This window comes from Massilia sp. DWR3-1-1, assembly GCF_049898325.1.
GTDB lineage: Bacteria > Pseudomonadota > Gammaproteobacteria > Burkholderiales > Burkholderiaceae_D > JAFCUW01.
On the sequence record NZ_JAFCXL010000042.1, the window covers coordinates 1 to 12,127 of the forward strand.

The following is a 12,127-nucleotide window of genomic DNA, read 5'->3' on the forward strand; positions in this document are numbered from 1 at the left end:
GACGGCCGCAGCCACCGCTACCCGTGGCTGGGCATCGGCGCGAAGCATCACGACCCGGTCGAGCAAATTACCGTCACCCGCATGAGCGCCACCCTGCTCACGCTCGACTTCGGCAAGCCACTGCCAGAGGGCGAGCCCAGCCCCTGGCGCGAAACCTATGAACTGGTCGACACCGTGCGCACCAAGGCGGCCGCGCTGGGCAAGGAGCATTTCCGGCTGATCGCGCTGCATGCCACAGACGGCGCCGCTCTCGGCCTGCGCTATGACCACATCGTCGCCGGCGAGGCGGTGCTCAGCGACATCGTCAGCAAGCAGGGCGAGACCGTCGTCGCCCATGCCGGTACCCAGATCGACGTCAACAGCGGCCGCATCCGCGCGCTGTGGGAAATCCGCGACGGCGCGCTGGTGCGCCAGCTCGCCGCCTACGACTACGACGAGCACGACGACCTGGTGCGCGCCCAGGACGAAAACGCCGCCGCCTGGCACTACCAATACGACCGCCACCTCGTCACCCGCTACGTCGATCGCACCGGGCGCGGCATGAACCTCGCCTACGATATCGGCATCAACAGCGGCGGCATCGACAGCGGCAGCATCGACAGCCCTCTGCACGCCAAAGCGATCCGCGAGTGGGCCGACGACGGCAGCGACGACACCAGGCTCGAATGGGACAAGAACATCCGCCTGACCTACGTGACCGACGCGCTGGGCCACGAGACGCGCTACTACTACGACATCGCCGGCTACACCTACCGCATCGTGTATCCGGACGGCGGCGAGGAATGGCTGTTCCGCGATGCCGCCAAGAACGTCGTCCGCCACATCCACGCCGACGGCAGCACCGAGCATCACCGCTACGACGCGCACGGCAACCTGCTCACGCACACGCGCGCCGACGGCAGCGAGGTCCATTTCGAGTACGACAGCGCTCACCGCGTCACCGGCATCCGCGACGCCGAAGGCGGGGTGTGGAAGCGCGACTACAACGCCCAGGGCCAGCTGGCCGAAGAAACCGACCCGCGCGGCAACAAGACCGCCTACGCGTATGACAAGGCGGGCCGGCCAGTCTCCATCACCGACGCGAAGGGCGGCGTCAAGAAGCTCGCCTACACCGCCGGGGGCCAGCTGGCAAGCTACACCGACTGTTCCGGGCACAGCAGCCAGTGGAAATACGACGACCGTCAGCGCCTGGTCAAGCGCATCGACGCCGCCGGCAACGTGACCGGCTACCGCTACACGCCGCTCAGCGCCGAAACGCTGGCGCAAGCGCACAGCGAAGGGAAAAGCGCCGGCAACCACCCCGGCCAGCTCGAAGCGGTCATCTTCCCCGACGGCCGGCAGGAGCAGCTGCGCCACGACGCCGAAGGCCGGCTGCTGGCGCACACCGACGCGCTGCAACGCACCACCGCCTACCGCTACACGGCAGCCGGACTGATCGCCCAGCGCATCGATGCGCTGGGCCACAGCCTGCACTACCGCTGGGACGTGCTTGGCCGCCTGTTCGCGCTGGAAAACGAAAACGGCAGCGTCTACCGTTTTCAGTACGACCCGGTCGGCCGCCTACTGCAGGAACAGGGTTTTGATGGCAAGGCTATCAAGTACCGCTACGACGCAGCGACCGGCGTGCTGGCCGAGACCATCGAAGCGGGCGTGAGCACCCGGCTCGACTTCGACCCCATGGGCCGGCTCCTGCAACGCCGCGCCACGACCACCGGCCAGCCCGAGCAGATCGAAACCCTCGCCTACAACGCCAACGGCCAGCTGGCGGAAGCGAACAACGAACACGCCAGGTTGCAATGGTTTTATGACCCCGCTGGCAACCTGATGCGCGAGCACCAGCACTACCAGGGCCCGTTCCACCCCGACAAACGCACTGCGGTCTGGCACCACCACCACGACGAACTCAACGAGCGCACCGGCACCACCCGCCCAGACGGCCACCGCATCGACTGGCTGACCTACGGCGCCGGCCACGTGCACGGCCTGCTGCTCGATGGACAGGACCTTGTCTCCTTCGAGCGCGACGCGCTGTACCAAGAAACCGGCCGCACCCAGGCCAACGGCCTGCTGCAGACAATGCAGTACGACCCGGTCGGCCGCCTGATCGAGCAGCAGCTCGGCGCCATCGACCAGGTCGGCCAGAAAAACCGGCAGTCTTACCCCGCCCTGTACCTTCCCGACGTCCAGGCCGGCATGCACGCCACGATCAAGCGGCGCTACGGCTACGACCCATCCGGCCAACTGGCCAGCATCGAAGACAGCCGACGCGGACGCATTGAGTACCGCTACGACCCGGTCGGACGGCTGCTGTCGGCAAGCAGCGCACTGGCCCAGGAAACCTTCGCTTTCGACCCGGCCGGCAACATCCAGGCAGCCGAACCGGCGCAGCAGGCGTACATTTTCCGCAGCACGCCGCTGCCGAAACTGCTCGACAACCTGCTCAAAAACTATGCTGGCGTCAGCTACCGCTATGACGAACGCGGCAACCTGGCGGAACGTACCGGGAATGGCGAGCGGTCGGCGTATGAATGGGATGCGTTCAACCGGATGACGCGCGCGACGACCTCGCACGGCGTGAGCACCTTCGCCTACGATCCGCTGGGGCGGCGCATCGCCAAGCACAGCCAGGCGACGGGAAGCACTGCATTGCGGGAGCCAACCCGGACCCTGTATGGCTGGGACGGCGACACGCTGGCGCTGGAAAGCAGCGTGCACCCGGGCCATGCGACCGGCGGACGGACGGTGCACTACGTGTATGAGCGCGACAGCTTCGTGCCGCTAGTGCAAGCCACCCGAAACGGAGCGCTCCGACTGGCGCGCACCACGGATGTGAAAGCGCTGATGGCGGGCAACGACGGCAAGTATGACATTGCGCTCGATCCGCTATGGAACGGGGAATCCGAGCAGCAAGCCGAACCGTTCGGGAAGGAAGAGATCGCCTTCTTTCAATGTGATCATCTGGGTACGCCCCAGGATTTGACCGACCATGAAGGCAAGGTCGCATGGTCGGCGCAGTACAAGGCGTGGGGGCAAGCGAAGGAAGCGATCAGCGAGGCGGCGCGCAAGGCGGGGATGCGCAATCCGATCCGGTTTCAGGGGCAGTACCTTGATGACGAGACGGGGCTGCATTACAACCGGTATCGGTATTACGATCCGAATGTCGGACGGTACATAACCGCTGACCCTATCGGCCTGCTCGGCGGGATGAATACCTATCAGTACGCGCCTAATCCGACGGGTTGGATCGATCCTTTGGGTTTGCGCCCGGAGAAGAAGAAAGCCGCTTGTCCTATATGTAGTGGAACGCCCTGTAAAGGTACGAAAAATCCGTCGCGGGCTGCAGCGAGATTTCAAAGCAGCGATGCTTACCCTAATAAAGACCGATGGTCGAATGTGATGTTGGCAAAAGGAACTACTATCTATACTCTGTATCCATACGGTGACAAGCCGGGCGGCTTCTTTGCCGACGAGTCTACTCTTGATGCATCAAAGAAATCAGTTAGTGCATATCATGAAGCGACACAAGTAGGTCACTCTGGGAATTCCAAGCAATTCCCGCGCGGTCCAAGGCAGCGGGTACAGGCATTCACATTAAAGGAAGATCATTGCGTCGCGAAAGCTTACGCGCTAGCCAATGATCAATATGGACCGGGTGGCGGAACGCAGTATTACATCACCGCAAAAGACCGTATGACTATGAAAAAAGGCGCGATTACGGAGTTGACAAGCCCATGATTAATCTAATTGAAGGCAAAATTGATCTCGACGCCAAAAATATATCCGTTGTGTCTGATTATGAACATCTGAACGCTCTTAGCGAAAATGGTTCAATTGAGAAACGAAAAGACCCTGGTGGAGGAGAACCTTATTTCTACGCCGAAGTTGTGGCGGAAGGTATGAGATTCGGCGTTATCGTCTCTTTGCGAGATAAAAAAATCGAGTGGTTGCTTTTGCGCTGGCTAGACGGTCCTTGCACCAGCAAGGGGTGGGACGACGTAAGTGAAAAGGCGCTGAAAGAGGAATATCGTCTGCTATTAAATTTTGTAGAGAAAATGGTCGGACGTCCACCTGATAATAAAAGAGATAGGCAGCGTATGTGGCGCTTCGCGTGGGGGCAAGTTGATGTGAGTTATGAATCACGTGACTTCATTACACAAATTTATATGAAACCCCGGTAAGGTCGTTTGAGAGAAGCTTTGCGATGAACCGCACACTCGATCGACTTCGCCACCGGCGCCGAAACTTTTACCCACCTTGACTTCGTCTTGGCTGCGCCGCTGCCCATCGAATGGAGCCGCACCTACAGCAACGATCTCTTACCCTTCGACCGCGGCCCCCCGGAGAAGAAGAAAGCCGCTTGTCCTATATGTAGTGGAACGCCATGTAAAGGCAGGCAAAATCCTTCGCGGGCTGCAACAAGATTTCAAAGCAGCGATGCTTACCCTAATAAAGACCGATGGTCGAATGTGATGTTGGCCAAAGGAACTACTATCTATACTCTGTATCCATACGGTGACAAGCCGGGCGGCTTCTTTGCCGACGAGTCTCCTTTTGATGCATCAAAGAAATCAGTTAGTGCATATCATGAGGCGACGCAAGTAGGGCACTCAGGAAAAGATCCTGATCCCTTCCAATTCGGCCCAAGGAAAAAGGTAAGAGCATTCACATTGAAACAAGATCTTTGCGTAGCGAAAGCCTACGCATTAGCCAATGACCAATACGGGCCGGGTGAAGGAACGCAGTATTACATCGTCGAGAAAGATCGTAAAAGTATGAAAAAAGTTTCACTTATGGAGTTGACAAGCCCATGATTAATTTCATTGAGGGAAAAATCAATCTCGGAGAAAAATATCTCCGTCGCATCTAATTCTGAAGACTTGAATGTCCTTGCGGAAGAAGGATTAATTGAAAAACGAGAAATGAGCCGAGGCAGGTTTTGTTACTACGTTGAAGCTGTTGAGGACAGTATGAGGTTCGGGGTTTTCATCAGACTGCGCGAGAAGCGGATTGAATGGATACTATTACGCTGGTTGGACCGCCCTATAAAAGGTTGGGATAATGCAAGTGAAAAAGCGATGACAGATGAATATCATCTAATATCGAATTTCGTAAAAAAAATGCGGGAACTTCACGTGATAGTAAAAAAACCGGGACGCGTGCGTTGCGACTCAAGTGGGGACAGCTTAATGTGAGTTATGAAGTACGTTCTTTTGACGTCGCCATCTTTATGAAGCCTCGGTAAGGTTGCTCGATAGGCAGGTCGGAATCTGTTTTGTAATCAGCGCATGATGGAAGGAAAACTTCAAGAAAATAATACCTGCCATGTCCTTCAAGGCCGACTGCGTGGGTGCGCATTCATACTGAAGTATCAAAGGGTGGAATGACGTGGGTGAAAATGCGGTGAAAGGCGAATATGGTCTTTTGTTGAATTTAATCGAAAAAATGGTCGGACGTCCAGCTGATACTAAAAAAGACAGACTGCGTTCATGGAGCCTGAAGTGGGGACAACTTAGCGTCAGCTATGACCTCTATGCCTTTCAGGCAGACATTTATATGAAGCCTCGGTCGGGTTGCACGGCAGGCAGGTCGGCACTTTTTTGAAAACGGCCATGGCAGGATGGAAGGCAAATTTTAGGGAAACGTTCCGGAGAGGAGACACCTGGGGAACTCTATCGAGGGAAAAATTGATAATGATCAAAGAGCAAGGTATCAATGGATGGATCATCCTCCTCAAACCCTTCGCATTCTATCTAATATCTGGAAGGGCTATGAAAAAGGAGCGCTCATGCATGAGTACCCCTTCCGTTGGCCAAATCTATATTATTGACCCGAAATACAGAGATTCGAACACCATTTTTAACAGCTAATGTATGAATTTTAAAGTCACTCACGTCTCACGCGTCGACATACGTTTTAAGAGTGAAGGCAAGCATGTACGTGTTCTATGGGAGGCGCTCCTTGCCTCGGCGCCGAACGAGCCAAGTTACGTCATCTATTTGAATTCATTGAACAACTGGGAGCTGCCACCGAACGTTGCCTTGACTGAAACTGAGAAGCAGGATGTGTTGGCGCAATTCGAAAAAATTTTCAGGATCGCGGCTCGGTTATTGAGTTCGAATAAAAGGCGTCCTCAAAGATCAATTTCAACACCTTCTGTTGCAAGGCGCCGCCATGGCAAAAAGATATCAACGTCTGCCCAACCCGGATCGCCCAGTCGTCATGACCGAGCGAGACAAGTTGTAGCGCTTTTCGCTTGCGCTCTCAGCTGCCCGGATAGGTCGACGGCGCCACCGTGTAGCGCGTATCGGCCTTCTCTTGCCACTGGGCGGCCTTGGCGGCGTCCTGCGCCAGGCCCAGTTCGCCGCGGGCGTAGGCGTCGGCCAGGCGGCGCATGGCGCGCTGGTCGCCCGCCGTCGCCGCTTTCTGGTAGTACTCGAGGGCCTTGACGGGGTCGCGCGGCACGCCGCGGCCATGTTCGAGCACCACGCCCATCTGGCGCAAGCCCGGTGGATTGTTGCGCGAGGCGGCCAGGCGATAATAGGTCAAGGCCATCGCCATGTTGGGCGTGACACCCCAGCCGTGCTCGTACAATCCGCCCAGGCCCTCTTCGGCGTAGGCATTGCCTTGCGAGGCAGCCAGCAGGTACAGGCGCAGCGCTTCCGTGTAATCGCGGGCAACGCCAGCCCCCGTCTCATAGGCATAGCCCAGGTTGTTTTGCGCGATCGCATCGCCCTTGGCCGCGGCCAGCCGGTACAGGGCCACCGCACCCGCTTCGTCGCGCGGCATGGCGATGCCGTGGGTCATCCGAAAGCCCAGCCGCACCTGGGCCGTCGGCAGGCCCTGCTCGGCCGCCTTGCGGAACCACGCGTTGGCGACGATGTCGTCGCGCGCCACGCCACGGCCGGAAGCGAGCAGATCGCCCAGGTTGAGCTGGCCGTAAGCATCACCGTGCTCAGCGGCAAGTCGGTACCAGGCGACCGCCTGGGTGAAGTCGAGCGGCACGCCACGACCGCGGAAATACGCGACCCCCAGCATATTTTCTGCCTGGGCATGGCCCTGGGCGGCCGCCTTTCTCAGCCACACCAGCGCTTCGACGCTGTCCTGCTCGATGCCGCTGCCCGCTTCCAGCATGCCGCTGAAGCGGTACTGCGCATCGGCGTCGCCCTGCAAGGCGGCCATTTCCATCCACTGGCGCCGCTCAGCCGGGGTGGCGCCCAGCGCGGCCAGGCGTTTCTGCGCGGCCAAGCCCCCGGCGTCGGCGTCCGCCAGCAGCGCCGCCTGTGCGCCACGCCCCTTGCCATCGAGCGTCCACACATACTGTACCCGGTGCCATTCCGGCGCCGCCGGCCCCGCCTGCGGTTTCGGCTGGAAGGCGCAGCGCAAGAGGGCATCGCGGGCAGCCTCGTCAAGCAGCTGAAAACCGCTCGAGCTGCTCACCAGGGCCTGGACCACGCGGCCATCGGCGCCAATCTGGTACGCCAGCGCCACCGGCCCGCTCTGCTCCTTGCGCAGGGCCTCACGCGGCCAGACGGGCTTGAGGCAAGCGCCCAGTTCGTCGACTTTCCAGACCGACGACGCCGGCGTAAGAAATTTTTCCGCGGCGACGGCAGGCGCGACGGCGATGAACAGCGCAACAGCATGGGCAACAAGGGCAAGACGCATTGGGGGCTTCCGGTGGCGATTGATTAAAAATCTATGTTGCCGTCAAGTATGCGATTGTCCACGTATTAAAGCAATAACTGTCGGCATGGGCGATCGGCGTCAGGTCCGCCCGCCCGGCGCCGTTTTGAGGTAGAGTCTAGCGCTTTCCAGCGCGTCCGTTGCCCGCCCCACCTTCACCGACCAGAGGATTTCTTTGAGCTCAACATTTGCCTGCTTCGCCACCCGCCTGGGCCTGGCCGCGCTGGCGGCGGGCTTTGCCGCCAGCGCCCACGCCGCCCTTCCCGTGTATGCCTTCATGGTCAAGCACAGTTACCCGCACGACAGCAAGGCCTTCACCCAGGGCCTGTACGTCAAGGATGGCGCGCTGTTCGAGAGCACCGGCATGAAGGGCGAATCGTCGATCCGCCGGGTGCAGCTGGAAACGGGCCGGGTGCTGCAAAAGAAAGACATTGCCGCCGAATATTTTGGCGAAGGCATCGCCCCCGTCGGCAACGACATCGTCGCCCTGACCTGGACCTCGCAACTGGGCTTCGTGTTCGACGCCAGGACGTTTGCGCTCAAGCGAAAGTTCACGTACAGCGGCGAAGGCTGGGGCCTGACCAGCAATGGCAAGGAGCTCTACATGAGCGACGGCAGCGCCGCCATCCGCGTCCTTGATGGCACCAGCCTGGCCGAAAAACGCCGCATCCAGGTCAGCGCCGAAGGCAAGCCGGTCACCATGCTCAATGAACTCGAATGGGTCGAGGGGCAGATTTTCGCCAACGTGTGGGGCACCGATGTGATCGCCCGCATCGATCCCGCCAGCGGCAAGGTGGTCGGCTGGATCGACCTGACAGGCCTGGCCGACAAGACCTGGCCGTCGATGGGCACCGACGATGTCCTCAACGGCATCGCCTACGATGCCGCCAGCAAGCGCCTGTTCGTCACCGGCAAGCACTGGCCGAAACTGTTCGAGATCGAACTGGTCGAGCGCGCCCGCTGACCGCCGCGGGCGGACATAAAAAAAGGCAAAAGTGATTCACTTTTGCCTTTTTTTTATCAAAACCGTATCACATTACATGATGTGATGACCGAGCCACCAGGCGATTGCCGCCATGAAGGCCGCCGCGGGAATGGTAAATACCCATGCCCAGACGATGTTGCCGGCCACGCCCCAGCGCACCGCCGACATCTTCTGCGCCGAGCCCACGCCGACGATGGCGCCGGTGATGGTGTGGGTGGTCGACACCGGCACGCCCATGGCGCTGGCGATGAACAGGGTGATGGCGCCGCCTGTTTCCGCGCAGAAGCCGCCCACGGGTTTCAACTTGGTGATTTTCTGGCCCATGGTCTTGACGATGCGCCAGCCGCCGAACAGGGTGCCGAAGCTGATCGCCGTGTAGCAGCAGATCACCACCCACATGGGCGGCGTGTGATCGGTCGGCAGCGAGTAGCCGGCGTAGATCAGCAGCATCCAGATGATGCCGATGGTCTTCTGGGCGTCGTTGCCGCCGTGACCGAGGCTGTACGAGGCGGCCGACACCAGTTGCAGGCGGCGGAACCAGGTATCGACCTTGCGCGGCGTCGAGCGCACGAAAATCCACGACACCAGCAGCATCATGATGGAGCCGAAAATAAAGCCCAGCAGCGGCGAAATAACGATGAAGGCGACGGTCTTGAGCAGGCCGCCGGCGATCAGCGCACTGGTGCCCGACTTGGCCACGGCGGCGCCCACCAGGCCGCCCACCAGCGCGTGCGAGGACGAGGACGGAATGCCGTAGTACCAGGTGATGATGTTCCAGAAAATGGCGCCCACCAGCGCGCCGAAAATCACGTACTGGTCGACCACCTCGGGCAGGATGGTGCCCTTGCCCACCGTGGCGGCCACGCCCAGCCCAAAGATGAAAATCGCAATGAAATTGAAGACGGCGGCCATCGCCACCGCCGTCTGCGGTTTCAGCACCCCCGTCGAGACCACCGTGGCGATCGCGTTGGCGGCGTCATGGAAGCCGTTCATGAAGTCGAAGATCAGCGCCAGGGCGACCAGCGCCCCCAGCACATAAATGCTCATGTGAATAGTTTGCATAAGAAATCCCGCTTACGCGTTCTCGACGATGATGCCTTCGATGATGTTGGCAACATCTTCGCAACGGTCGGTAACGGTCTCGAGGATCTCGTAGATGGCCTTGAGCTTGATGAGGTTGCGCACGTCCGGTTCATCGCGGAACAGTTTCGACATGGCGGCGCGCATGACGTGGTCGGCGTCGGACTCAAGGCGGTCGATCTCTTCGCAGATGGCGACGATCTTTTGCGAGTTGTCCATATTGTGCAGCAGGGCCACGGCCGCCTGCACTTTTTCGCAGCAGGCCAGGCACAATTCGGCCAGCCGCTTCGCTTCCGGCGTGACCGCCTTCAGATCGTACAGCGAGACGGTCTGGGCAGCGTCCTCCATCAGGTCGAGGATATCGTCCATGCGGGTGATCAACTGGTGGATGTCGTCGCGGTCGATCGGCGTGATGAAGGTCTTGTGCAGCATGTCGACGGTGGCGTAGGTGATCTTGTCGGCCTGCTTTTCGATGCTTTCGATGGCGTGCACGCGATTTTCCAGATCGTCGAAATTGGTCATCAGGCCGACCATTTCTTGCGCACCCTTCACGCACAGGGCGGCGTGCTGGTTAAACAGGTCAAAGAATTTGCCCTCGGTGGGCATCAAGCGTCCAAACATGGTTTTTCTCCGTTATTTACTGCACTGCAACTACGCGTACTACTATTGATAAAATATCATCAGAACAGGCTGACGGCATGCAAGGCCGCCGTTGGCACGGCGGGCCTTGTCTGCAAAGGGGAATGCAGGGTGGGCTCAGTCGCCCTGGTAGAGCGCCAGGCCGCCGCTGTAATTGCCGAACTTGGTGTACTGGCCAATCCAGGTCAGGCGGACGGCGCCGATGGGGCCGTTACGCTGCTTGCCGATGATGATCTCGGCGGTGCCCTTGTCGGGCGAATCGGGGTTGTAGACCTCGTCGCGATACAGGAAAATGATGACGTCGGCATCCTGCTCGATCGCGCCCGATTCGCGCAAGTCGGACATGATCGGCCGCTTGTTCGGTCGCTGCTCGAGCGAGCGGTTCAGCTGCGACAGGGCGATCACGGGACAATGCAGTTCTTTCGCCAGGCCTTTCAAGCCGCGCGAGATCTCGGAAATTTCCGACGCGCGGTTGTCGCCCGGCTGGTTACCCGTCATCAGTTGCAGGTAGTCGACGATGATCAGGCCCAGCTTGCCGCACTGGCGCGACAGGCGGCGCGAGCGGGCGCGCAGCTCGATCGAGTTCAAGGCCGGCGTCTCGTCGATGTAGAGCTGGGCATCGTTCATTTTTTGGATCGCGTGCGTCAGGCGCGGCCAGTCCTCGTCGAGCAGGCGGCCCGTGCGCAGGCGGTGCTGGTCGAGTTGGCCAACCGAGCCCAGCATACGCATGGCCAGCTGGGTGCCGCCCATCTCCATCGAAAACACGGCCACGGGCAAGCCCGCGTCGATGGCGACGTTCTCGCCGATATTGATGGAAAACGCCGTCTTGCCCATCGACGGACGGCCGGCGACGATCACCAGGTCACCCGGCTGCAGGCCCGAGGTCATGCGGTCGAGGTCGATAAAGCCCGTCGGCACGCCCGTGATTTCACTCTGGTTGTCGCGCGAATAAAGCTCGTCGATGCGCTCGACGACCTGGGTCAGCAGCGGTTGCACGGCCACCCAGCCCTGGGCGCCCCGGGAACCGGCCTCGGCGATGGCGAAAATCTTCGATTCCGCCTCGTCCAGCATCTGCTTGACTTCCTTGCCCTGCGGATTGAATGCATTGCCGGAAATTTCGTCGGCGACGGTGATCAATTTGCGCAGGATGCCGCGGTCCCGTACGATTTCGGCGTAGCGGCGGATGTTGGCGGCCGACGGCGTATTTTGCGCCATGGCATTGAGGTATTGCAGGCCGCCCACTTCCTCGGCCTTGCCCAGGTTGCTCAGCGCCTCGAACACGGTGATGACGTCAGCCGGCCGCGCGGCATTGATCAGCTTGACGAGCTGCTCGAAGATGATGCGGTGATCGTAGCGGTAAAAATCTTCCGCGTGCATGAAGTCGGCGATGCGGTCCCAGGCGGCGTTGTCGCGCAGCAGGCCGCCGATGACGGATTGCTCCGCTTCGATCGAATGGGGAGGTACGCGCAGGGCTTCGAGTTGCGGATCAAGGGGGGCGTTCATGGCGCGAATTATACCCGCAACGCGTGCACGGGCTGCAAGAATTGGTGAGAAATTTGGTGAGAACAGGGTGAAAAACGGACGTAAAAAAGCCGGAATAATCCGGCTTTTGCGCCGGATTACCCGGCAACTTGTCGGCATCGTGCGCGCCCGGGGGGCCGACGAATGGCAGGGGTTTCGTAGGGCGCATCGCCGCCCACCGGGTCGGGGTTGTCAACCGTGGAGTGGGGTTGGAGCGCCACC

Annotated in this window: 9 protein-coding genes and 1 pseudogene; 6 read left to right on the forward strand and 4 right to left on the reverse strand. The window is 60.0% G+C overall.

The features are described from left to right. Window positions 1-81: 81 nt before the first annotated feature. The 5 genes and pseudogenes from ACP7EY_RS23355 to ACP7EY_RS23375 form a co-directional block, all read left to right on the forward strand. Window positions 82-3,735, forward strand: a complete 3,654-nt coding sequence (locus tag ACP7EY_RS23355) for an RHS repeat-associated core domain-containing protein (protein WP_426197652.1) — start codon at window positions 82-84, stop codon at window positions 3,733-3,735. Further along, the gene (locus tag ACP7EY_RS23360; RefSeq protein WP_426197653.1) at window positions 3,732-4,178 is read left to right on the forward strand and encodes a hypothetical protein; all 447 of its coding nucleotides are present in this window, start codon (window positions 3,732-3,734) and stop codon (window positions 4,176-4,178) included. Before ACP7EY_RS23355 ends, ACP7EY_RS23360 begins: the two co-directional genes overlap by 4 nt. Window positions 4,179-4,217: 39 nt before the next feature. After that, the gene (locus ACP7EY_RS23365) at window positions 4,218-4,811 is read left to right on the forward strand and encodes a DUF6531 domain-containing protein (RefSeq protein WP_426197660.1); all 594 of its coding nucleotides are present in this window, start codon (window positions 4,218-4,220) and stop codon (window positions 4,809-4,811) included. A gap of 9 nt (window positions 4,812-4,820) precedes the next feature. Next, window positions 4,821-5,192: a hypothetical protein gene (locus tag ACP7EY_RS23370; RefSeq protein ID WP_426197654.1), complete on the forward strand. Its 372-nt coding sequence runs from the start codon at window positions 4,821-4,823 to the stop codon at window positions 5,190-5,192. Between the two features lie 678 nt (window positions 5,193-5,870). After that, window positions 5,871-6,074 (forward strand): annotated as a pseudogene (locus tag ACP7EY_RS23375) (Imm74 family immunity protein); the annotation flags it as partial. 187 nt (window positions 6,075-6,261) lie between these two features. On the opposite strand, the gene ACP7EY_RS23380 reads toward ACP7EY_RS23375, so the two are convergent. Next, entirely contained in the window at window positions 6,262-7,662 is a 1,401-nt protein-coding gene (locus ACP7EY_RS23380) for a TonB family protein (protein ID WP_426197655.1), read from the reverse strand. 193 nt (window positions 7,663-7,855) lie between these two features. Here ACP7EY_RS23380 and ACP7EY_RS23385 point away from each other — a divergent pair, with 193 nt between their 5' ends. Further along, window positions 7,856-8,644, forward strand: coding sequence for a glutaminyl-peptide cyclotransferase (locus ACP7EY_RS23385; RefSeq protein WP_426197656.1), 789 nt, complete (start codon window positions 7,856-7,858; stop codon window positions 8,642-8,644). A gap of 72 nt (window positions 8,645-8,716) precedes the next feature. On the opposite strand, the gene ACP7EY_RS23390 is transcribed toward ACP7EY_RS23385, so the two are convergent. The 3 genes from ACP7EY_RS23390 to ACP7EY_RS23400 form a co-directional block, all read right to left on the reverse strand. Next, entirely contained in the window at window positions 8,717-9,727 is a 1,011-nt protein-coding gene (locus tag ACP7EY_RS23390) for an anion permease (protein WP_426197657.1), read from the reverse strand. Between the two features lie 12 nt (window positions 9,728-9,739). Then, window positions 9,740-10,366, reverse strand: coding sequence for a DUF47 domain-containing protein (locus tag ACP7EY_RS23395; RefSeq protein WP_426197658.1), 627 nt, complete (start codon window positions 10,364-10,366; stop codon window positions 9,740-9,742). Between the two features lie 135 nt (window positions 10,367-10,501). After that, window positions 10,502-11,887 carry a replicative DNA helicase gene (locus ACP7EY_RS23400; protein WP_426197659.1) on the reverse strand — a complete coding sequence of 462 codons (1,386 nt, stop codon included), beginning with the start codon at window positions 11,885-11,887 and terminating at the stop codon, window positions 10,502-10,504. Window positions 11,888-12,127 lie beyond the last annotated feature (240 nt).

What these genes read in the sequence shown, in the direction of transcription:
- ACP7EY_RS23360 (WP_426197653.1), top strand. Translation starts at nt 3,732, where the DNA reads ATGATTAATCTAATTGAAGGCAAAATTGATCTCGACGCCAAAAATATA.
- ACP7EY_RS23400 (WP_426197659.1), bottom strand. Translation starts at nt 11,887, where the DNA reads ATGAACGCCCCCCTTGATCCGCAACTCGAAGCCCTGCGCGTACCTCCC.
- ACP7EY_RS23355 (WP_426197652.1), top strand. Translation starts at nt 82, where the DNA reads ATGAGCGCCACCCTGCTCACGCTCGACTTCGGCAAGCCACTGCCAGAG.
- ACP7EY_RS23380 (WP_426197655.1), bottom strand. Translation starts at nt 7,662, where the DNA reads ATGCGTCTTGCCCTTGTTGCCCATGCTGTTGCGCTGTTCATCGCCGTC.
- ACP7EY_RS23390 (WP_426197657.1), bottom strand. Translation starts at nt 9,727, where the DNA reads ATGCAAACTATTCACATGAGCATTTATGTGCTGGGGGCGCTGGTCGCC.
- ACP7EY_RS23395 (WP_426197658.1), bottom strand. Translation starts at nt 10,366, where the DNA reads ATGTTTGGACGCTTGATGCCCACCGAGGGCAAATTCTTTGACCTGTTT.